The organism is Pseudomonas sp. HMSC057H01 (assembly GCF_001836405.1).
Taxonomy (GTDB): Bacteria; Pseudomonadota; Gammaproteobacteria; order Pseudomonadales; family Pseudomonadaceae; genus Pseudomonas; species Pseudomonas aeruginosa.
The window spans coordinates 1-21,398 of the sequence record NZ_KV828375.1; the positions used below are offsets into that span (position 1 = coordinate 1).

The following is a 21,398-nucleotide window of genomic DNA, read 5'->3' on the forward strand; positions in this document are numbered from 1 at the left end:
TTTGCTTTTGCGCGCGGAAAAAGGCGTGCTTCCTGTTCACCTTGCCGAACCCCTCCTGGCATGTCCTCTTTCGCGTCTAGCGTAGCGAGAGTCCGGGCGGATCCGCATGACGCTGGCGCTCTTGCGTTCGCCGTACCGATCCCGATCCGCGAGTTAGAGCCTCGCTTCGAGGAGAAAGACAAAAGATGGCTTCCGGTGAAGGGAATCGCTTGATTTACTGTATGAATAAACAGTATCTTGAGCGCTCCCCCCTTCGTGGCCATCCCTGTTGGCCATCCCAAGGCAGCTCGTCTCTCGAGCTGCCTTTTTCTTTGTCTCAATGGAAATCCCGGCTGCGGACGTCCAGGCCGGTGAGTAGAGGGCTCAGGTCATGCAGGCGCCCGGCGATGACGTGGCGCACCTCGCCGGAGGACTCCAGGATGCCCTCCACCTGCAGCAGCCGGGACTCGAGGAATGGCCGCCTCTGCCGTTCGGCAAGGTCGTGCCGGACCACCACGTTGACCATGCCGAACTCGTCCTCCAGGGTGATGAAGGTGATGCCGCTGGCGGTCTGTGGGCGCTGCCGGCCGACCACCAGGCCGGCGACCCGTATCGGTCGTCCATGTCCCAGTTTCGCCAGTTCGCGGGAGTCGCGGCAGCGGCGGGCCTTGAGCTGTCCACGCAAGAGTTTCAGCGGATGCGGGCCGAGGGTGGTGCCGAGGAGAGCGTAATCGCTCAGCAGTTCCTCGCCGCGCGAAGGCAGTGGCAGGCTGACCGTGCTCTCTTCGATGACGGTCCCTTCGGCGAACAGCGGCAATTGCGGCTCGACGCTGGCGACGGCCCAGCGCGCCTTGTGCCGGTGTCCGGCGAGACCGCGCAGGGCGCCGGCATCGGCCAGCAACTCCAGGGCCCGGGCGTCGAGCCTGGCGCGTCGGCCAAGATCGTGCACGTCGAGGAACGGTTGGGCCTCCCGGACCTGCTCGATACGCCTGGCATCCTCCTCGCGAAAGCCTCGGATCATCCGCAGGCCAAGGCGTATGGCCGGTTGCGCCTGGCCGAACGGCTCCAGGCTGCAATCCCAACCGCTGTGGCGGACATCCACCGGGCGTGTCTGCAGGGCGTGGCGGCGGGCGTCCTGGAGCAACTGGTCGGGGCTGTAGAAGCCCATCGGCCAACTGTTTATCAAGGCGCAGGCGAAGGCCGCCGGCTCGTGACGTTTCAGCCAACTGCTGGCGTAGGTGAGCAGGGCGAAGCTGGCGGCGTGGGATTCAGGGAAACCGTAGCTGCCGAAGCCTTTGATCTGCTCGAAGATGCGCGCTGCGAAGTCGGCCTCGTAGCCGTTGGCGAGCATGCCCCGGGTCAGCCGCTCGCGGTGGTGTTCCAGGCCGCCATGACGCTTCCAGGCGGCCATCGAACGACGCAGTTCGTCCGCCTCGCCCGGCGTGTAGTCGGCGGCGACGATCGCCAGTTCCATGACCTGTTCCTGGAACAACGGGACGCCCAGGGTTCGTTCGAAGACTTCCTCCAGTTCGGCTGACGGATAGGCCACCGGCTCTTCTCCGTTTCGCCGGCGCAGGTAAGGATGCACCATGTCGCCCTGGATCGGCCCTGGGCGGACGATGGCGACCTGGATCACCAGGTCGTAGAACTTCTGCGGGCGCAGGCGTGGCAGCATGGCCATCTGTGCGCGCGATTCGATCTGGAACACACCGATGGTATCGGCGCGGCTGATCATTTCGTAGGTGGCCGGGTCTTCGCTCGGGATACTGGCGATGCTCAACCGCTTGCCGCCGCGCAGCGCGTGGATCAGGTCGAAGCTGCGGCGCAGGGCGCTGAGCATGCCCAGGGCGAGGACGTCGACCTTGAGCAGGCCGACCGCGTCGAGATCGTCCTTGTCCCACTGGATCACCGTGCGTTCGGCCATGCTGGCATTCTCCACCGGGACCAGGGTGTCCAATGGCTGCTCGGAGATGACGAAGCCGCCGGGGTGCTGCGAGAGGTGGCGCGGAAAACCGATCAACTCGCCGGTCAGGGCCAGCACCCGGCGCAGGATCGGACTCTGCGGATCGAAGCCGGCCTCTTCCAGGCGTTCGGCGCTGGGGGCCTGGTCGCTCCAGCGGCCGCAGCAGTTGGCCAGGACGTCGACCTGCTCGGGCGGCAGACCCAGGGCCTTGGCTACGTCGCGCACCGCGCCGGCGCCGTGGTAGGTGCTGACCACCGCGGTCAGCGCCGCGCGCTGGCGTCCGTAGCGTGTGAAAACGTACTGGATGACCTCCTCGCGGCGCTCGTGTTCGAAATCCACGTCGATGTCCGGTGGTTCGTTGCGCTCGCGGGAAAGGAAGCGCTCGAACAGCAGGTTGGTCCGGTCCGGGTCCAACTCAGTGATGCCGAGGGCGAAGCACACTGCTGAATTGGCCGCCGAGCCGCGGCCCTGGCAAAGGATTTCTCGGCCCCGGGCGAAGGCGACGATGTCCTGCACGGTGAGGAAATAGCTTTCATAGCCCAGTTCGGCGATCAGCTCGAGTTCTCTCTCGATCTGCTTGCGGACCTTGGCGCTCGCGCCGTTCGGCCAGCGCCTGGCGATGCCCTGTTCGGTGAGATGGCGGAGCCATGACGCCGGGTCGTGTCCGGCCGGTACCAATTCGCGTGGATACTGGTATTTCAGCTGTTCCAGATCGAACCGGCAGCGTTCGGCGATCTTCAGGGTTTCCGCCAGCAGGGCTTGCGGGTAGATACCCTGCAGGGCCTCCAGGGTACGCAGGTGGCGTTCCCCGTTGGGGAAGAGATAGGCGCCGGCCTCGCTGACCGGCAGATGGTTGCGGATCGCTGTCATGCAGTCCTGCAGGGCTCGCCTGCCGCGGGCGTGCATGTGGACGTCGCCGCAGGCCACGGGCGGTAGCCGGAGATGCGAGGCGAGCGCGAGCAGTTTGTCCAGGCGGGCATCGTCATCGGCGCCGCGATGCAACTCGACGCCCAGCCAAAGGCGCTGGGGGAAGCGTTCGCGGAGCCAGGCAGCCTGCTCGTCCTCATGGTCGTTCGGCAACCAGATCGCCAACAGGCCGGCGAGCGGCTGTTGCAGGTCTTCGCGCAGCAGCCGGTAGTGGCCCTTGTCGGCTTGTCGCCGGCCGCGGGTGATGAGGCGACAGAGGTTCTGGTAGCCCTCCAGGTCCTCCGCCAGGAGGACCAGCTTGGGCCCCTGTTCGAGGCGGATTTCGCTGCCGACGATCAGTTGTACCTGATGCTCCCGCGCCGCCTGCCAGGCCCGCACGATACCGGCCAGGCTGCATTCGTCGGTGATCGCCAGGGCCCGATAGCCCAGGCGCGCTGCACGGGCGAAGAGTTCCGCGGCGCTGGAGGCGCCGCGCTGGAAACTGAAGTTGGACAGGCAATGCAGTTCGGCGTAGGCGCTCATGCGAACCAGCCATGCAGCCACAGCGGCCCTTCGCTGCCCACCTCGCGATAGACCCAGGCACGTTGTCCGCTGCGGGTTTCCACCAGGTAATAGTCGCGGCGGATGTCTTCGCCATCCCACCAGCCCGACTCGATCCGCTCCGGGCCGGCCAGCACGGTGGGCAAGGCCTCGCCGAGGGGGCGTGGCTCCGCCAGCAGCCAGCCGGGTCGGAGGCCGCAGGCTGCCGGCGATTGCGCCCTGTCGCAGCTGTGCGGCCGCCAGCTTCGCTCCGGACGGTGTTCGGCGACGGCGCTCAGGCCCTGTACCGCCTCGTCGCCCAGCCGCGCGCGCAGGCGTTCCCGCAACTGTTCCCAGCCGAGATACTGCTGTGGGCGCTCGTCGAACAGTTCGCGGTGCTGCGGCGTGAAAGGAGGCAGCTCGCGGGCCTCCAGGCGCACGGCATGCACGGGGGCGGGCAGTTGCAGCTGTTCGAGACGGCCGCGGGTCAGTTCGAAGAGCATGGTCGCCTCGCGTTCGGCGCTGAGCAGGCCGACCGTGACCTGGCTGTCGGCGCGCCCGTGATGCTCCAGATGCAGGGTGAAGCGCTGCACGCCGCTGTCGCGTCCGGCGAGAAAGGCGGCGAGATCGGCGCTCAGCCGTCGCAGGGGGAAGAGCAGGGCCTGGTGCGATTCCACGTCGAAATTGAGTTCGATGCGCAGGTCGAAGGTGTCCGGCGGCCGGTAGTGCTCCAGCGCCAGCGGGCTGCGGCCGCAGAGGCGGTCGATGTGCAACAGCAGTTCGGCCGGGAAGCGACGGGCCAGGGCGGCGCGCGGCAACTCGAGGACCTGGCGCAGATGGCGCAGTCCCATGCGTCCGAGGGCGACGGCCAGCTCCCGCGAGAGTCCCAGGCGGTCCAGCGGAAGGGCGGACAACTGGCGTTGCAGCGCTGTCTCGTCCTCGATGGCCAGGCCGTCGTGGCTGTTCGCCAGGACCCTCGCCGCCACCGGGTTCGGCGCCAGGCACAGGCGATGGCGGAAGCCCAGCGCCGTGAGTTCCTTGCGCAAGCGGGCCTCGAAGCGTGGCCAGGGGCCGAACAGGGCAAGGCTGGACTGCACTTCCAGCAGCAGCGCGCGCGGATAGTGCAGGCTGACCTGCGAGCTGAAACCGTAGGCCCAGGCGGCGAGGAAGGCCTGCCAGCGCTCCACGGCGGCGAGGTCGTATTCCGCCGTGGCGAAGTCCCGGCTCAGGGCCTGGGCGGCGATCAGCGATTGACCGGGCCTCAGGCCGAGCGCGCGTGCCGCTGGGTTGACCGCCTGCAACTGCCGGCGCTGCGCTGGGCCGCCGAGCAGCGCCAGCGGTGCGTCGGGATTGTTCCGTTGACGCAGCGCGCTGTCCATGGCCAGTTGCGGCAGGAGAATGCAAGCCCAGAGCATGGCCGCCTCATTGCCAGGCGCTGGCTGGCAGGGCGGTCGCCGGCGCGAGGCCGCCCCGGCACTTGAGGATGCGCAGGCGTGGGGGGCGGGTTTCGATGCACAGGCGTAGCGCTGCCGGCGAAGGGTTGACCGCTTCGCGCAGGGGACGATAGGCGAAACCCAGGGCCTGGCCGCTTTCGGCGGCGACCTGGAGGCGGCGCAGGGCGCGGTCGTCGGCCTGCTGCGGCCAGCACAGCACAGCGGCGCAACTGCCCGAGCGCAGGCACTGTTCGGCAGCCCACAAGGCGTCGCGTCCGCTGGCCTGCAAGAGGACCAGGTGGCGCAGGTCGACCGCGGCGGCCAGCCAGGCCTGCGGATAGGGTACGTAGGGTGCGCCGACCAGTACGACGCGACGTTGCGCCTGGGTCAGGCGAGCGAGGGTCGGCATCAGTAGTTGCAGTTCGCCGACACCGTCGCGGGCATGGAGGATTTCGCTCAGGGCATGCTCCGGCCAACCGCCGCCGGGTAGCAGTGCGTCCAGGCGCGCATGCCCGGTGGGCAGGGAAGCGCCGGCCGGCACGGCGGACTGGCCTTTCCAGATCCTACGTGCGTCGAGCAGCGCACTCAGCGCTATGCCATTGCCTCGTCCGGCGACGGCTGCGGGTGGGGTGATGTCGGCTACGGATGAAAGGGAGGCCAAGGAAATAACTCGAATACTGTATGTAAATACAGTATTTGCTGTAGTCCTTTTCTGGTCAATGGCAGTCGGTCGGCATCCTTTCCTGTGACATTGAGATTCAATAACGAATATAATTGAGAATCGTTATTGATTCTGGGCACGCTATGTCGGCCCAGTGCGTTCCGTCCCTCGAAAGGAATTCCCCTATGGATACCCTGGCCCCTGAATCCACTCGGCAAAACCTGCGTTCGCAACGCCTCAACCTGCTGACCAACGAGCCGCACCAGCGCCTGGAGAGCCTGGTGAAGAGCAAGGAACCCTTCGCCAGCCGGGACAATTTCGCCCGCTTCGTCGCCGCCCAGTACCTCTTCCAGCATGACCTGGAGCCGCTTTATCGCAACGAAGCGCTGGCCCGCCTGTTCCCCGGCCTGGCTTCCCGCGCCCGCGACGACGCCGCTCGTGCAGACCTGGCGGACCTCGGCCATCCGGTGCCGGAGGGCGACCAGAGCGTGCGCGAGGCCGACCTGAGCCTGGCCGAGGCACTGGGCTGGCTGTTCGTTTCCGAAGGTTCGAAGCTGGGCGCTGCGTTCCTGTTCAAGAAAGCCGCCGCGCTCGAACTCGACGAGAACTTCGGCGCCCGCCATCTGGCCGAGCCGGAAGGCGGCCGCGCGCAAGGCTGGAAGAGCTTCGTGGCGATCCTCGACGGCATCGAGCTGAACGAGGAGGAAGAGCGCCTGGCCGCCAAGGGCGCCAGCGATGCCTTCAATCGTTTCGGCGACCTGCTGGAGCGTACCTTCGCCTGAGGGGCGTTCCTTGTCCTTTGATCGGCGGCCAACCTCGCCGACGACGATTGCCCCGGCCTGGTTGTCGGGGTTTTCTGTCTTGCGCCGCCGGCCAGGACGCGGACCTGCGGAGGCCCTTAGCGAGGCGGCCGCTGCGCTTCCACTGAGTTGCCGAACGAGGTGCCCAGGCGAATGCGCGTCGCCGATTGGTTGTACAGGCCGAGCTGGTTTGGCGGACGCCGGACGATGGCGGCGGAATCCAGCTCCTGTTCGCGGCGGGCCCTGGCCGCGCTGTCAGGATCGGCCATCTGCTGGCTCAGGCATTCATAGGACAAAGCCTGGTAGCCGTTGACCTCGGTGTTGATGCAGTTCGCCGGCGGCGTCGGCTCGTCGGCCAGGGTGGCGTTCATGGCCAGGCCCAGGATCAGGGCCGGCAGAACCTGCGATGAACGGTGCATGGCGATTCTCCCGCGCTGGGATGGTGGTTTCCCGCTTATACGGCAATCGGTGAAAACATGTCACCGCAGGTACCGTCACACCACAGTCACACAGTGCCATCAGGATGTCCCTCCTGGGTGATGGCCATCTGGCCTGAACCGGGTAGTTCGGACTGGAATCCGTTGATGTCGATCCTCGGGGTGGCAAGGTCGTGCGCAGTGTCGTTGCTCGGTCTCGGCATGCTGCTGCCGGCGTCCGGCGCCGTGCCGGGCGATGGCGGCAGGCCGCCGTTGCGCCTGGCGGTGCACGCGTTCGATATTCCTCCGCAGAGCCTGGCATCGGCGCTGGTGACCTACAGCGGGGTGACGGGAATGGCGGTTCTGGTGGATGGCGAGCTGGCCCGTGGACGGCGCTCGGCCCGCTTGCAGGGGCGCTTCACCGCCAGCGACGCCCTGACCCGACTGCTCGGCGGAACCGGCCTGATGGCGCGCTACACCAGCCAGGAAGCGTTCACCCTGCTGCCGGCGCAGGCCGTCAGGAACGCTGCGCCGCTGCCGGCAGAGATGCCGAAGGTCGAGCAGCCGCTGGATCGGCGCTACGCGGGAGCGGTCCAGGCGGCGCTGGAAGAACAGTTGTGCCGCTCGCCGCGCACTCGTCCGGGTACCTATCGCGCGGTGCTGCAACTCTGGATCGGTCGCTTCGGCGAGGTTCGCCACAGTCGCCTGCTCGGCTCGACCGGCGACCCGCAGCGGGACAGCGCCCTGGTGGAAAGCCTGCGCGGCGTGCGGGTGATGCAGGCGACGCCCGCTACGCTGGCCCAGCCGCTGACCATCCTGTTGCTGCCGAAGACGACGGGCAAGGCCATGGAATGCAAGCTGACGGAGGGAGTGGGAGGGTCATGAGCGATTCGCGGCAAAGCGCGATGGTGAAGCTGTTCCTCGCCTCCTACGACGACTTCAAGGCGCGCCTGAAACGGCGCCTGGGCTCCGAGGATCTGGCGTGCGACGTGCTGCACGAAACCTACCTGAGAGTCGACCGGCTGGATGATGCGTTGGAGGTCAAGAAGCCTCAGGCCTACCTGTTCCGTATTGCCCTGAACATTGCCGCCGACCGCCGCGAGGGCGACGCCCGCCTGCTCACCGGGGAGGAGGTGGCGGAGCTGTTGCAGGTGGCCGACGAAGGCCTCGACCCGGAGCGCATCGTCGGCGGTCATGCCGAGATCCGTCGCCTGTTGGAGGCGCTCTGCGAACTGCCGGCGCGGCGTCGGCAGATTCTCATCGCCTCGCGCCTGGAAGAGACGCCGCATGCGGAAATCTCCCGTCGCTTCGGCATTTCCACCCGCACCGTGGAGAAGGAACTCAAGGCCGCCCTGTGGTTCTGCGCGGAGCGCCTGGAAAGAAAAGTCATCCAGAGGTTCGGTCCCGGGGCCGGAAAACCGTCATAAGCATAAGCAGGTGGAAAACCGCCGCCATATCCATCCCATGAGCCATTCCGGTGTCCGTACAGCACAGTCATGACAGCCTCAGACTCCGCCGCCGATGAAACCGGCGACCTTCGCCACGAAGCGCACGCCTGGGTGATCAGCCTGACCTCCGGACGCGTCACCCAGGGCGACGCGCGGGCCTTCCGCCAGTGGTGTGCGCGCAGCCCGCAACACCTGCGAGCGTTCGTCGAGGCGCGCGATCTCTGGCAGGCACTCGGCAGTGCCGCCGCTCTGCCGCTGGAGTCGCCGGCTGTGGCGCAGATCGCGCCGAGGCGTTTCGGTCGTCGCTGGTTCGTCGGCGGTGCGCTGGCCGCCTCGGTGGCGTTGTTCGTCTTGCGCCCGTCGCTGCTCGACCATGGCCTGGGCGGCGCCGACTACGTCACGGCGGTCGGCGAGCAACGCCAGGTGCAGGTGAGCGGCGAGACGCGGATCGAGATGAACACCCGCACCCGCCTGAATGTGCGGCGCAATCAAGAGCAGCAGGAAACCATCGAACTGCTCGGCGGCGAGGCCGAGATCATCGCCAGCCACCCGCCGCAGAGCAGCCTGCGGGTGATGGCCGGGAGCGCCTGGCTGAGCGCCAGCCGGGCCCGCTTCAACGTGCGCAGCAGCGGTGACGTCTGCGTGGTGACCTGCCTGGAGGGCAGCGTGCGGCTCGAACACCTCGGCCAGCGCCTGGACCTCCAGGCCGGCCAGCAGCTGACCTTCGACGAGCGACGCAACGGTCCGCCGGTGCCTTTCGACGTTGCCGAGGTGATGGCCTGGCGCGAGCGCATGCTGGTGTTCAACGACGTACCGTTGGCCACGGTGATCGACGAAATCAACCGCTACCGTCCCGGCATGCTCCTGCTGCTGGACAAGGCCCTTGGCCGACGCCGGGTCCAGGCCCGTTTCAGCCTCGATCAACTGGCCGACGTGGCGACCCTGATCCGCGATGCCTATGGCATCGAGGTCACCCGCCTGCCGGGCGGGGTGGTGCTGCTCGGCTGAGCCACCGCTTCATTGCAGGGCCACCACCCGTCGATAGCGCTCCACGCCGTTGCGGGTGACCCGCGCCAGGCTGATCTCCAGTCCGCTGGCGCGGACTTTGCTGCGTGCCGGCAGGCGCGTCCAGCCCTTTCCCGGCACCCAGGCACGGATCTCGAACCGACTCACGTCGTCCAGCACAGCCACCCGCTCCGCCAGCGGCGGCAACGGCAGGCGGTCGCCGCTGGGCGAGGCGGCGCGGTAGAGGACCTTGCCCTGTCGCCACCAGCGCACGCGCTGCAGCGGCGCGCCTGGCTCGGTACTGGCGCGGACGATGTCCAGGCGCAATGGAATCTCGCTCAGGCGCTTCAGTGCGAGTCCGGGCGGCAGGCTGTCGCCGGCCCGGATCGGCTCGTCGCCGATGGGCAGGCCGGTCTCCTCCCGGATGGCGCTGTGCAGGGCGATGTCGCGCTCCAGCTGGTTCAGCGCGCGCAGTAGCGCGGCGCCCTGCTCGGTGCTGTCCTCCAGGTGCGCGCTGGCCCGGGCGATGCTGTCCAGGCCGCGCCAGGCCATCAGGCTGACGATGGCCATGAGCATGATCGCGACCATCACCTCGATCAGGGTGAAGCCGGCTTGCCGGCGCCGCGTCGTCGCGCGTTCAGTGTACCCGGACATGGCCGTTCGCCTCGCGCAGCACGGTGACGCTGTGTTGGCCGTCGGAGAGCGTTATCCGCAACGGCGCGCCGATCCATTCGGCGTCCAGCAACACCGGTCGCGGCGGGCGCACGCTGACCCGCAGCGGCGCGGCCTGCCAGTCGCGCGCGCGCAATTCGGTGTCGGCGGCGAAGGCGTCGGTCTTGCCGCGATAGGCCTGCGGGCTGAAGCGATAGCCCTTGGCGCTGGGCTGCCAGAGGATCGGCGTACCGCGTACCCGTGCTTCGCCCTGGGCTATTTCCAGCAACCGCGCCAGGCGCGCGGCATCCTGGCGCAGCAGGCCCGTCGGGTCGGGGCGGGCGCTCAGGCTGATGGCCGCCGTGGCGATGCCGACGATTACCAGCACCACCATCAGTTCGATCAGGGTGAAACCGCCTTGCCGGGGTCGCCTCACCGGATGCCGCTCCGCGAAGAGAGAGGTTTCCAGAGTGCCCGACGAAGATGATCGGCGTGTGAAACATAACGGAGAGAATTCCGCGCTAGGCTGGTGCCGGGGCGCCGTTCGTGGCGCCCGTCGCCCATACGCCAGGAGAGCCCCGCCATGCCGGCCATGCCCCGTATCGATCCGCCCCGCCTGGTCCAGTTCGCCGCCGTGCTGGCGATCCTCGCCGGCCTGCTGTTCTGGGGCTATCTGTTGCTGGCGCCGATTCCCGGCGTGGTCCAGGCCGAGGTCGCCGCCGTTCCGCCGCCCAGCGGCGAGGACGCCGCTCAACGCTGGTTCGCGGCGCCTTCCGGTGAGGTCGAGGTGCAACTGGCGGGATTGATCAGCGGTGGTCCCGCGGCGATCGCCATCCTCTCGGTGAACGGCGCACCGGCCCAGGCCTATCGCGAGGGCGAGGTCCTGGCACGTGCGGCGAAGGTGCGGCGGATCGAGGCCGACGCGGTGCTCATCGAGCAGAACGGCGAGGTTCGCCGGGTGCCCATGCAGCGGCTCGCCGAACCGCCGCCGCTGGCTACCCTCAAGCGCGGTTGAGATCACCGGGAGCGGCTCAGCAGGGTGTTCAGGCGCGCCAGCGGCACCGCCTGTTCGCGCTGCGTGCGCACACGGATTTCCACCCACAGTAGCGCGGGGTCGTCGGTGGCCTCGACGCGTTGTTCGCAGTACAACCGCAGGCGGCCCTGGGAGCATTCGAAATCGCTGTTTCCCGGAGCCGCGCCGACGCCCAGGCGTAGCTCGGCGAGCCGGCTCTCCGCTGCCAGCAGGGCCAGCGACTTGTCGCGCAACAGACCATTGCCGTCGGTCATCAGGCCCACCGCGCGGATCGCCGCGGCCAGGGCGATGGCGACGATGGCCAGCGCGACCAGCACTTCGATCAGGGTGAAACCGCGGGAAGACAGGCGCGTGGACATCGCGGAAAGGTCGGCGAAAGGGGACTTCCAGGCTAGCCGGGAAATCTGACCGATCCCTGACAAAAGCTCGGGAGGGCGCTCCCGCGAGCCATCCCCGGCGCCTGCCGGAAAGCCCGGCTCCAGGGCCTTGCGGGCGCCTCCGGAAGAGCGGCGCACCCGAGGATTTTCAATATCGTTGACATATCTTCCTGAAACAATCCGCGGCGAATCGAACCATGCCGAGGAGTGTCGAGATGGATGTCGTGCAGTTCAGCTCCAGCCCGAAAGGACATCGGGGACAGCGGGGCTTCACCCTGATCGAGATCATGGTGGTGGTGGTGATCCTCGGCATCCTCGCCGCGATGGTGGTGCCCAAGGTGCTCGACCGTCCCGACCAGGCCCGTGCCACCGCGGCGCGCCAGGACATCTCCGGGCTGATGCAGGCGCTCAAGCTCTACCGCCTCGACCAGGGCCGCTATCCGAGCCAGGCGCAGGGCTTGAAGGTGCTCGCGGAGCGTCCTGCCGATGCCTCGGCGAGCAACTGGCGCTCGTACCTGGAGCGCCTGCCCAACGACCCCTGGGGCAAGCCCTACCAGTACCTGAATCCCGGCGTGAACGGCGAGATCGACGTGTTCTCCCTCGGCGCCGACGGGCAGCCGGGCGGCGAGGGCATCAACGCCGACATCGGCTCCTGGCAGCTCTGAGCGCGCCATGAACGGTCATCGCCAGCGCGGCATGGCGATCATCAGCGCGCTGCTGATCGTCACCGTGGTTGCGGTCATAGCCGCCGGCCTGATCGCCCGCCAGAGCGCATTCATCCGCGCCCTGGAAAGCGAGCAGCTACGCATCCAGGCCGGCTGGATGCTGCGCGGCGGCCTGGAATGGAGCCGCCAGTTGCTGCTCGAGGACAGCCGCCGCGACCCGCTGACCCGCCTCGACCAGCGCTGGGCGCAACCGATGCGTGGCTTGCGTCTGAGCAGCGCCGAATTGCCGTTCAACGGCCAACTGGAAGACGAGCAGGGCAAGTTCAACCTGCGCAACCTGTTGGTCGACCAGCGCCCCGATCTCCAGGAGCGAGCGAACTTCGAACGCCTCGCCGGTCTGCTCGGCGTGCGCCCGAAGGAGACGCGGCTGATCGTCGAGCGGGTACTCGATTCCTATGCACGGCTGCCCGCCGAAGCGCCGCCGGCCGAGACGCAACCCGCAGGCTTCGACAGCGGCCGCGAGACTTCGCCGGGCGCCGTGTTGCGTGCGCTTCCGGCGCGCATGCCGGCGCTCAGGCGTCTCGACGACCTGGCGCGGCTGGGCATTCCGCCGGCGACCCTGGAGCGCCTGCGGCCCTACGTCACCATCCTGCCCGAAACCACCTGGATCAACGGCAACACCGCGCGCGCCGAAGTGCTCGCCGCCTGTGTCCCCGGCCTCGGGCTGGACCAGGCGCGGCGGGTGCTCGGCGAGCGCGACCGGGGCCGCTGGTTCCTCAATCGCGGCGACTTCGTCAACCGCCTGAACATGCCGCAATTGCAGGCGCAGTCGGTGAAGGTCGGGATCACCAGCGACTGGTTCCTGCTCACCGCCTATGCTCGGCGCGACCGGCAAGAGGTGCGCCTGCAAGCCCTGGTGCAGCGCAAGGCCGGTGAAAGCACGGCGGTCAACTGGATGAGGGTGGGCTCATGAAAGCCACCTGGCGTTGCCTGCTGCCGCCGCTGAGCGAGTTCGCCGAGGCGGCGCCGCTGCATTGCCTGCGCCTGGATGCGCGCGGCGCGGTGCAGGAACGAATCGAGGCCTCGCTCGCGGAACTGGCGCGGCGACGCCAGGGGTTGCCGGTGGCGCTGTTCCTGCATCCGCGCGATTGCCGCCTGGTCAGTCTCGAACTGCCGGCGCTGCCTGCGGCGAAGCTCGCCGCCGCGGTGAACTGCGCGGCCGAGGCGCTGGTCCTCGGCGATCCGGCGCAGCTACGCCTGGCCCACGGCCCGCGCGGCGCCGACGGGCGCCTGACCTTGGGGTGGCTGGAGGCGTCGGCGCTGGCCTCGCTGGAGCAGGCCGTGCAGCGGCTGCGGCTCGACGTGCGGGAGGTGCAGGCCGCGCCGTTCCTCCTGCCGTTGCGCGATGACGCTTGGGTGGCCGGCGAGTGGGACGGCCATCTGCTGTTGCGCCGCTCGCTGAGCGACGCTGCGGTCCATCCCTTGCCGGAGCAGGGCCTCGCTGAGGTCCCGCAGGAGTTGCGACTGTTCTGGCTGGGCGAGCGACCGGCGTGGGGCTCCGCAGCCCTGGAGCGGGCCGAGGCGCTGGACGAAGCGCTGCGCTGGAGCGGGCCCGCCAGTCCGTGGGGATTGGCGCTGAAAGCGCCGGCGACGAGCGCCGGCAACGGCACCTGGAAGATGCCCCTGGTCTGCGCAGCCCTGGCCTTGCTGGTGTGGGTCGCCGGCCTGAACCTGTACGCCGGGCAACTGGCCGGGCAGGGCCAGTCCTTGCAACGGCAGAGCAGTCAACGCGTGCAGCAGGCCTTCCCGGAACTGCCGGTGGTGCTCGATCCGTTGCGCCAGGCTCGCGAGCGACGCGACGCCTATCTGGCCGGCAAGGCCGATGGCGATGCCGTACCGGGGCTGGCCGCGCTGCTGCATGGCGCCGGCGAGGCGATGCCGTTCCTCGCCGGACGCCTGCAACGACTGGACTACCACGCCGGCGAACTGGACCTGGAGCTGCTGCCGGGACCGCCAGGCGGCGATGCCGCTGCCTGGCAGGGCGAGTTGGGCAAGCACGGGTTGCAGGCCGATGCCTCCGACAAGGGCTGGCAGGTGCGCGCCATGGAAGCGCCGCCAGCGCCGGCCGCTGGCGCGGCAGGCAGTGGCACTGCCGAGGCGGCTGCCGATGAAGATGAATAAGCGCCTGGCGGGCCTACTGAATACCCCGGCGCAGCGCTGGAGTCCCCTGCTGCTGCGGCTGCAGGCCTACTGGCGGCAACTGGCGCCGCGCGAGCGCAAGATTCTCGCCGGCGGTGGCCTGGCGCTATGCCTGGCGCTGACCTGGCAAGTGTTCATCGATCCGCCGCTGGCGCGGATCGAGCATTGGCAAGCCGAGCTGCCGCGCCTGCGTGCGCAGGCCGCGGCGGTGGACGGCGTGTTGCGCGAGGTCGAGGCGTTGCGCGGTCCGACCCTGAGCGGTACGGCGGACGCCGAGGCGATCCGTCGCAGCCTGCGCGATCAGGGACTCGACGGTTTCCAACTGGACGCCCCGCAACCGGGCCAATGGCAACTGGACTTCGCCAGCGTGTCCGGCGAGGCCTTGCTGCGCTGGCTGGCGCGCAGCCCGGCGGCGTTGCGCCTGAGCGTCAGCGAGGCGCAGGTGACGCGTCTCGACGCTCCTTCCGAGGAGCGCTCCGGCTCTTCGAACGAGCTGTCCGGCGGGCTGGTGTCCGCCTCGATCCATTTGCAGTCGACTTCCGCTCCCAAGGATTCCCCATGAGGCAATCAGCTTTCCACCATGCCCGGCGTCGTTGGCCTGTACTGGGCGTGGCGCTGGGCGCGCTACTGGTCGCGGCGTGTAGCGAGACGCCGAAGGTCCCCGGCGTGCCCCCGGCCGACGAGGAAGTCGGTCGGCCGCTGAGCAGTGTCCGCTCCGGTGCGCCGTTGCGCAGCGCCGACGTCCGCGAGCGGCCCCAGGCCGAGCAGGCCCGCCGCGCGCTGAGTGCCGGGCGCGGCGTAGCGCGCTCCGGTGCCGTGGCTCCGGTCTCAGCGGCAGCGGCCGAACTCGGCGAGCAGCCGGTCAGCCTGAATTTCGTCGATACCGAGGTGGAAGCGGTGGTGCGCGCGCTGTCGCGCGCCACCGGCCGGCAGTTCCTGGTCGACCCGCGGGTGAAGGGCAAGCTGACCCTGGTTTCCGAAGGCCAGGTGCCGGCGCGCACCGCCTACCGCATGCTCACCAGCGCCCTGCGCATGCAGGGCTTCAGCGTGGTCGACGTCGACGGGGTCAGCCAGGTGGTGCCGGAGGCCGACGCCAAGCTGCTCGGCGGGCCGGTCTACGGCGCCGACCGGCCGGCGGCCAACGGCATGGTCACGCGGACCTTCCGCCTGCGTTACGAGAACGCGGTGAACCTGATCCCGGTGCTGCGCCCGATCGTCGCGCAGAACAACCCGATCAATGCCTATCCGGGGAACAACACCGTGGTGGTCACCGACTACGCGGAAAACCTCGATCGGGTCGCCGGGATCATCGCCAGCATCGACATCCCCAGCGCCAGCGACACCGACGTGGTGCCGATCCAGAACGGTATCGCGGTGGACATCGCCAGCACCGTCTCCGAACTGCTCGACAGCCAGGGCAGCGGCGGCGCCGAGCAGGGCCAGAAGACCGTGGTGCTCGCCGACCCACGCTCCAACAGCATCGTGATCCGCTCGCCGAGCCCGGAGCGCACGCAATTGGCGCGCGACCTGATCGGCAAGCTGGACAGCGTGCAAAGCAATCCCGGCAACCTCCATGTGGTCTACTTGCGCAACGCCCAGGCGACCCGCCTGGCCCAGGCCCTGCGCGGGCTGATCACCGGCGACAGCGGCGGCGAGGGCAACGAGGGCGACCAGCAGCGCGCGCGCCTGAGCGGCGGCGGCATGCTCGGTGGCGGCAACAGCGGTACTGGTAGCCAGGCCCTGGGGAGCAGCGGCAATACCACGGGCAGCGGTTCCAGCGGGTTGGGCGGCAGCAACCGCAGCGGCGGCGCCTATGGTGCGATGGGCAGCGGCCAGGGCGGCGCCGGACCCGGTGCGATGGGCGAGGAGAACTCGGCGTTCTCCGCCGGCGGGGTCACCGTACAGGCCGACGCCACCACCAACACCCTGCTGATTTCCGCACCCGAGCCGTTGTACCGCAACCTCCGCGAAGTCATCGACCTGCTCGACCAGCGCCGCGCCCAGGTGGTGATCGAAAGCCTGATCGTCGAGGTCAGCGAAGACGACTCCAGCGAGTTCGGCATCCAGTGGCAGGCCGGCAACCTCGGCGGCAACGGCGTGTTCGGCGGGGTCAACTTCGGCCAGTCGGCGCTGAACACGGCCGGCAAGAACACCATCGACGTGTTGCCCAAGGGGCTCAACATCGGCCTGGTGGATGGCACCGTGGACATCCCCGGGATCGGCAAGATCCTCGACCTCAAGGTGCTCGCCCGGGCGCTGAAGAGCCGCGGCGGCACCAACGTCCTGTCGACCCCGAACCTGCTGACCCTGGACAACGAGTCGGCGAGCATCATGGTCGGCCAGACCATACCCTTCGTCAGCGGCCAGTACGTCACCGACGGCGGCGGTACCAGCAACAACCCGTTCCAGACCATCCAGCGCGAGGACGTCGGCCTGAAGCTGAACATCCGTCCGCAGATCTCCGAGGGCGGCACGGTCAAGCTCGACGTCTACCAGGAGGTCAGCAGCGTCGACGAGCGCGCCAGCACCGCCGCCGGGGTGGTCACCAACAAGCGCGCGATCGATACCAGCATCCTCCTCGACGACGGCCAGATCATGGTCCTCGGCGGCCTGTTGCAGGACAACGTGCAGGACAACACCGACGGCGTTCCCGGACTCTCCAGCCTCCCCGGCGTCGGCTCGCTGTTCCGCTACCAGAAGCGCTCGCGGACCAAGACCAACCTGATGGTCTTCCTGCGTCCCTACATCGTCCGCGACGCCGCCGCCGGGCGCAGCATCACCCTCAACCGCTACGACTTCATCCGCCGCGCCCAGCAGCGCGTGCAGCCGCGCCACGACTGGAGCGTCGGCGACATGCAGGCTCCGGTGCTGCCGCCGGCGCAGCAGGGCATCCCGCAGGCCGCCTACGACTTACGCCCGAGCCCGCGGCCGCTGCGCGCGGTACCGCTGGGCGAGGCGGCGCCGCTATGAGCCTGCTGCCCTACGCCTGGGCCAAGGCGCAGCGCGCCTTGCTGCGGCCGGGCGAGCATGGCGCGACCCTGCTGGTCAGCCCGCGCACGCCCGGCTGGGCGATCAGCGAGGTGCGCCAGCGGCATGAGTTGGCCAGCCTGGAGAGCGTCCGCGACGACGAACTCGACACCCTGCTGGCCAGCGCCTACTCCGATACCGGCAGCGCCGCGGCGGTGGTCGGCGCGGCGGAGAGCGAGGTCGACCTCGACCGCCTGATGGACGATATCCCCGAGGTCACTGACCTGCTCGACACCCAGGATGGCGCGCCAGTGATCCGCATGATCAACGCGCTGCTGACCCAGGCGGCGCGCGATGAGGCCAGCGACATCCACATCGAGCCCTTCGAGACCCATTCGGTGGTGCGCTACCGCGTCGACGGCGCCCTGCGCGACGTGGTCGCGCCGCGCAAGGCGCTGCACGCGGCGCTGGTGTCGCGGATCAAGATCATGGCGCAGCTGGATATCGCCGAGAAACGCCTGCCCCAGGATGGCCGCATCGCCTTGCGGGTAGCCGGGCGGCCGATCGACATTCGCGTCTCCACCGTGCCCACCGGCCACGGCGAACGGGTGGTGATGCGCCTGCTGGACAAGCAGGCCGGGCGCCTGAGGCTGGAGACCCTGGGCATGGCCCCGGGCGTGCTGGCGCCGCTGGACAACCTGATCCGCCAGCCGCACGGCATCGTGCTGGTCACCGGGCCCACCGGCAGCGGCAAGACCACCACCCTCTACGCCGCCCTGGCGCGGCTCGACGCCAGCACCAGCAACATCCTCACCGTCGAGGACCCGGTGGAGTACGATCTGCCGGGGATCAGCCAGATCCAGGTCAACGCGCGCATCGACATGACCTTCGCCGTAGCCCTGCGGGCGATCCTCCGGCAGGACCCGGACATCATCATGATCGGCGAGATCCGCGACCTGGAGACCGCGCAGATCGCCGTGCAGGCCTCGCTCACCGGACACCTGGTGCTGGCCACGCTGCACACCAACGACGCGGTGTCGGCAGTGACGCGGCTGGTGGACATGGGCGTCGAGCCGTTCCTGCTCGCCTCGTCGATGCTTGGCGTACTCGCCCAGCGCCTGGTGCGGCGCCTGTGCACGCATTGCCGGGTCGAAGAGGACGGCGGCTGGCGCGCGGTCGGCTGCCCGGCCTGCAACCAGACCGGCTACAGCGGGCGCACCGGCATCCACGAGCTGTTCGTGATCGACGACGAGATCCGCCGCCTGGTTCACCAGGGCCGCGCCGAGCAGGATCTCCGCGAAGCCGCCCGCGCCGCCGGCATGCGCAGCATGCGCGAGGACGGCGAGCGCTGGATCGCCAGCGGCTCCACCACCCTGGAGGAAATCCTCCGCGTGACCCGGGACGCCTGATGCAGACCTTCCGCTACGAAGCCGCCGACGCCCAGGGCCGGATCGAGACCGGCACCCTGGAGGCGGACAGCCAGCGTGGCGCCCTTGGCCAACTGCGCGCCCGCGGCCTGACCCCGCTGGAGGTCCGCGAACAGGCTGGCGGCGGGACCGGGCAAGGGGCGGGAGCGCTGTTCGCCCCGCGCCTGTCCGACGGCGACCTGGCCTGGGCCACCCGCCAACTGGCCAGCCTGCTGGCCGCCAGCCTGCCGCTGGAGGCGGCGCTGAGCGCCACCCTCGACCAGGCCGAGCGCAAGCACATCGCCCAGACCCTGAGCGCCGTGCGCAGCGACGTGCGCGGCGGCATGCGCCTGGCCGACGCCCTTGCCGCACGGCCGCGGGACTTCCCGGAAATCTACCGGGCGCTGGTGGCTGCGGGCGAGGAGTCCGGCGACCTGGCCCAGGTGATGGAGCGCCTGGCCGACTACATCGAGGAACGCAACGCCCTGCGCGGCAAGATCCTCACCGCGTTCATCTACCCGGCGGTGGTCGGCGTGGTCTCCATCGGCATCGTCATCTTCCTCCTCGGCTACGTGGTGCCGCAGGTGGTCAGCGCCTTCTCCCAGGCGCGCCAGGACCTGCCAGCGCTGACCCGGGCGATGCTCCAGGCCAGCGACTTCGTGCGCGCCTGGGGCTGGCTCTGCGCCGGCGCCATCGGTGGCGCTTACTGGGGCTGGCGCTTGTACCTGCGCGACCCGCAGGCGCGGCTCGGCTGGCACCGGCGAGTGCTGCGCCTGCCTCTGCTCGGACGCTTCGTGCTCGGGGTGAATACCGCGCGCTTCGCCTCCACCCTGGCGATCCTCGGCAGCGCCGGCGTACCGCTGCTGCGCGCGCTCGATGCGGCGCGCCAGACGCTGGCCAACGACTGCCTCGCGCAGGCGGTGGAGGAGGCCACCGCGCAGGTTCGCGAAGGTGTCTCGCTGGCCTCGGCGCTGCGCACGCGGCAGGTATTCCCGCCGATCCTCACCCACCTGATCGCCAGCGGCGAGAAGACCGGCGCGCTGCCGCCGATGCTCGACCGCGCGGCGCAGACCCTGTCGCGCGACATCGAGCGCCGCGCCATGGGCATGACCGCGCTGCTCGAGCCGCTGATGATCGTGGTCATGGGCGGGGTGGTGCTGACCATCGTGATGGCGGTGCTGATGCCGATCATCGAGATGAACCAGCTGGTCCAGTAGTCCGTGCCTGAACAAGCCCTTCCCGTGCGGGGCGGTTAACCGCTCGCGGCTATCCGCCGTGGGGATGGGGCGTCTCAGCAGTCTTCCGAAGAGAGGTATCGGCGGATAACGCCGCTGGCGTAATCCGCCCTACGGGAGGGGCTTGTGCAAGCCGGCCTTCCTCTCGCTGTCATCAACCCGTGTGGCCCCTCGCCAGGGCTCGGGTGCATGTTTCAGCGAGGTTGCCCCGAGGGCGCGCCATGGCCGTCGCGGGCTGGCCGCCGGGAGGCGCTCGCGGAACCTCGCAGGTCCCGCGAAAAGGCCCGGCGCAGAGCCTGCGAACACCCGAGGAAAGGCTGCGAAAACAATTCGATGCTCCCGAGATTTTTTCCCCGATCTGTCACCGGAACTTGCGAGTTTTATCCCCAGCGGCCCCTTCGACCGGCTAGGGATGCAAAGCCCGGCAAGCACGGCGCCGCCTCATGCAAGACGACTTCCTCAACGTACCAACACCACGATGAAAGGAGATTCTTCATGTACAAGCGCTCTCTGATCGCTGCCTCGCTGAGCGTGGCCGCCCTCGTATCCGCCCAAGCCATGGCCGACATCAACGGCGGTGGCGCCACCCTGCCGCAACAGCTGTACCAGGAGCCCGGCGTCCTGACCGCCGGCTTTGCCGCCTACATCGGCGTAGGCAGTGGCAACGGCAAGGCGGCCTTCCTGAACAACGACTACACCAAGTTCGTCGCCGGCACCACCAACAAGAACGTGCATTGGGCTGGTAGCGACTCCAAACTGAGCAAGACCAACGAAACCAACCCCTATCTGAGCGCCCATGGCTCCGCCTGGGGTCCGCTGATCCAGGTGCCGTCGGTAGCCACTTCTGTCGCTCTGCCGTTCAACAAGTCAGGTAGCAACGCCGTCAACTTCGCAGACGTGAACACCCTTTGCGGTGTCTTCTCCGGCCGTCTGACCGATTGGAGTCAGATTCCTGGCTCGGGCCGTAGCGGCGCCATCACAGTGGTCTACCGTTCCGAGAGCAGCGGCACCACCGAACTGTTCACCCGCTTCCTCAACGCCTCCTGCTCCAGCACCCTCGAAGGTGGCACCTTCGCCATCACCACCAGCTTCGGTAGCAGCTTCTCCGGCGGCCTGCCGGCTGGCGCCGTATCGGCCCAGGGCAGCCAGGCCGTGATGAATGCGCTCAACGCCGCCCAAGGCCGCATCACCTACATGAGCCCGGACTTCGCCGCGCCGACCCTGGCCGGTCTCGACGACGCCACCAAGGTCGCCCAGGTTCGCGGCGTATCCCCGGCGCCGGCCAACGTTTCGGCGGCCATCGGCGCCGTTACTCCGCCGACTACTGCCCAGCGTTCCGATCCGAACAACTGGGTACCGGTCTTCGCTGCCACCGCCAACCCCAACGACCCGAGCGTGCGTCCGTATCCGACCAGCGGCTACCCGATCCTCGGCTTCACCAACCTGATCTTCAGCCAGTGCTACGCCAACGCCACCCAGACCCAGCAGGTGCGCGACTTCTTCACCCGTCACTACGGCGCCACCGCCAACAACGACACCGCGATCACCAACCATCGCTTCGTGCCGCTGCCGGCTTCCTGGAAGCTTGCCGTACGCCAGTCGTTCCTGACCTCCACCAACAACTTGTACATCGGCCATTCCAACGTCTGCAACGGCATCGGCCGTCCGCTCTAAGACGCTCCAGCCCACGGGCGATAGCGGAGACCGGCGGTGC

At 68.8% G+C, this 21,398-nt stretch carries 20 protein-coding genes; 13 read left to right on the top strand and 7 right to left on the bottom strand.

Features of this window, described 5'->3' with window-relative positions; translation table 11 throughout:
* Positions 1 to 316: 316 nt before the first annotated feature.
* From dnaE2 to imuA, 3 genes are read right to left on the bottom strand one after another with little or no spacing between them, the layout of a single operon-like run.
* Positions 317 to 3,412 (bottom strand): error-prone DNA polymerase, encoded by a 3,096-nt coding sequence (dnaE2, locus tag HMPREF2581_RS00240; protein ID WP_003141159.1) that lies wholly within the window; start codon positions 3,410 to 3,412, stop codon positions 317 to 319.
* Complete coding sequence (locus HMPREF2581_RS00245) at positions 3,388 to 4,803, bottom strand: Y-family DNA polymerase (RefSeq protein ID WP_003141157.1); 1,416 nt, start codon at positions 4,801 to 4,803, stop codon at positions 3,388 to 3,390. Before HMPREF2581_RS00245 ends, dnaE2 begins: the two co-directional genes overlap by 25 nt.
* A gap of 7 nt (positions 4,804 to 4,810) precedes the next feature.
* Complete coding sequence (gene imuA / locus HMPREF2581_RS00250; protein ID WP_031627677.1) at positions 4,811 to 5,416, bottom strand: translesion DNA synthesis-associated protein ImuA; 606 nt, start codon at positions 5,414 to 5,416, stop codon at positions 4,811 to 4,813.
* 251 nt (positions 5,417 to 5,667) lie between these two features.
* On the opposite strand from imuA, the gene pigA reads away from it, so the two are divergent.
* A complete protein-coding gene (pigA, locus tag HMPREF2581_RS00255; RefSeq protein WP_003085321.1) occupies positions 5,668 to 6,264 on the top strand; it encodes a biliverdin-producing heme oxygenase PigA in 597 nt (198 codons plus the stop codon).
* Between the two features lie 116 nt (positions 6,265 to 6,380).
* Here the strand turns inward: pigA and HMPREF2581_RS00260 are convergent, their stop codons facing one another.
* Complete coding sequence (locus HMPREF2581_RS00260) at positions 6,381 to 6,701, bottom strand: hypothetical protein (protein ID WP_003116538.1); 321 nt, start codon at positions 6,699 to 6,701, stop codon at positions 6,381 to 6,383.
* Between the two features lie 165 nt (positions 6,702 to 6,866).
* Between HMPREF2581_RS00260 and vreA the strand changes: the two genes are divergently transcribed.
* The 3 genes from vreA (at position 6,867) to vreR (ending at position 9,154) form a co-directional block, all read left to right on the top strand.
* Positions 6,867 to 7,583, top strand: coding sequence for a TonB-dependent outer membrane receptor VreA (vreA, locus tag HMPREF2581_RS00265; protein ID WP_003120815.1), 717 nt, complete (start codon positions 6,867 to 6,869; stop codon positions 7,581 to 7,583).
* Positions 7,580 to 8,125 carry an RNA polymerase sigma factor VreI gene (gene vreI / locus HMPREF2581_RS00270; RefSeq protein ID WP_003085329.1) on the top strand — a complete coding sequence of 182 codons (546 nt, stop codon included), beginning with the start codon at positions 7,580 to 7,582 and terminating at the stop codon, positions 8,123 to 8,125. Before vreA ends, vreI begins: the two co-directional genes overlap by 4 nt.
* A 69-nt stretch (positions 8,126 to 8,194) precedes the next feature.
* The gene (gene vreR, locus HMPREF2581_RS00275) at positions 8,195 to 9,154 is read left to right on the top strand and encodes an anti-sigma factor VreR (RefSeq protein ID WP_003141154.1); all 960 of its coding nucleotides are present in this window, start codon (positions 8,195 to 8,197) and stop codon (positions 9,152 to 9,154) included.
* 9 nt (positions 9,155 to 9,163) lie between these two features.
* Here vreR and HMPREF2581_RS00280 read toward each other — a convergent pair whose 3' ends face one another.
* On the bottom strand, positions 9,164 to 9,805 hold the full coding sequence (locus HMPREF2581_RS00280; RefSeq protein WP_003141152.1) for a PulJ/GspJ family protein: 642 nt from the start codon (positions 9,803 to 9,805) through the stop codon (positions 9,164 to 9,166).
* The gene (gspH, locus tag HMPREF2581_RS00285) at positions 9,789 to 10,238 is read right to left on the bottom strand and encodes a type II secretion system minor pseudopilin GspH (RefSeq protein WP_003111910.1); all 450 of its coding nucleotides are present in this window, start codon (positions 10,236 to 10,238) and stop codon (positions 9,789 to 9,791) included. The genes HMPREF2581_RS00280 and gspH overlap by 17 nt, the downstream gene beginning before the upstream one ends.
* Before the next feature lie 147 nt (positions 10,239 to 10,385).
* Between gspH and HMPREF2581_RS00290 the strand changes: the two genes are divergently transcribed.
* Entirely contained in the window at positions 10,386 to 10,817 is a 432-nt protein-coding gene (locus tag HMPREF2581_RS00290) for a type II secretion system protein N (protein WP_003141149.1), read from the top strand.
* Between the two features lie 2 nt (positions 10,818 to 10,819).
* Here the strand turns inward: HMPREF2581_RS00290 and gspI are convergent, their stop codons facing one another.
* The gene (gene gspI / locus HMPREF2581_RS00295) at positions 10,820 to 11,194 is read right to left on the bottom strand and encodes a type II secretion system minor pseudopilin GspI (RefSeq protein ID WP_003085347.1); all 375 of its coding nucleotides are present in this window, start codon (positions 11,192 to 11,194) and stop codon (positions 10,820 to 10,822) included.
* A 233-nt stretch (positions 11,195 to 11,427) separates the two neighbouring features.
* Between gspI and gspG the strand changes: the two genes are divergently transcribed.
* The 8 genes from gspG (at position 11,428) to HMPREF2581_RS00335 (ending at position 21,358) form a co-directional block, all read left to right on the top strand.
* Entirely contained in the window at positions 11,428 to 11,877 is a 450-nt protein-coding gene (gspG, locus tag HMPREF2581_RS00300) for a type II secretion system major pseudopilin GspG (RefSeq protein ID WP_003085349.1), read from the top strand.
* A gap of 7 nt (positions 11,878 to 11,884) precedes the next feature.
* Positions 11,885 to 12,850 (top strand): type II secretion system minor pseudopilin GspK, encoded by a 966-nt coding sequence (gene gspK / locus HMPREF2581_RS00305; protein ID WP_003106847.1) that lies wholly within the window; start codon positions 11,885 to 11,887, stop codon positions 12,848 to 12,850.
* Positions 12,847 to 14,058, top strand: a complete 1,212-nt coding sequence (gene gspL / locus HMPREF2581_RS00310; RefSeq protein WP_016254095.1) for a type II secretion system protein GspL — start codon at positions 12,847 to 12,849, stop codon at positions 14,056 to 14,058. The genes gspK and gspL overlap by 4 nt, the downstream gene beginning before the upstream one ends.
* Entirely contained in the window at positions 14,045 to 14,638 is a 594-nt protein-coding gene (locus tag HMPREF2581_RS00315) for a type II secretion system protein M (RefSeq protein WP_003141147.1), read from the top strand. Before gspL ends, HMPREF2581_RS00315 begins: the two co-directional genes overlap by 14 nt.
* A complete protein-coding gene (gspD, locus tag HMPREF2581_RS00320; RefSeq protein WP_003141145.1) occupies positions 14,635 to 17,046 on the top strand; it encodes a type II secretion system secretin GspD in 2,412 nt (803 codons plus the stop codon). Before HMPREF2581_RS00315 ends, gspD begins: the two co-directional genes overlap by 4 nt.
* Complete coding sequence (gspE, locus tag HMPREF2581_RS00325) at positions 17,043 to 18,452, top strand: type II secretion system ATPase GspE (RefSeq protein WP_003141144.1); 1,410 nt, start codon at positions 17,043 to 17,045, stop codon at positions 18,450 to 18,452. The genes gspD and gspE overlap by 4 nt, the downstream gene beginning before the upstream one ends.
* Positions 18,452 to 19,666 (top strand): type II secretion system inner membrane protein GspF, encoded by a 1,215-nt coding sequence (gene gspF, locus HMPREF2581_RS00330; protein WP_003141142.1) that lies wholly within the window; start codon positions 18,452 to 18,454, stop codon positions 19,664 to 19,666. The genes gspE and gspF overlap by 1 nt, the downstream gene beginning before the upstream one ends.
* A 513-nt stretch (positions 19,667 to 20,179) precedes the next feature.
* Entirely contained in the window at positions 20,180 to 21,358 is a 1,179-nt protein-coding gene (locus tag HMPREF2581_RS00335) for a substrate-binding domain-containing protein (protein WP_003141140.1), read from the top strand.
* Positions 21,359 to 21,398 lie beyond the last annotated feature (40 nt).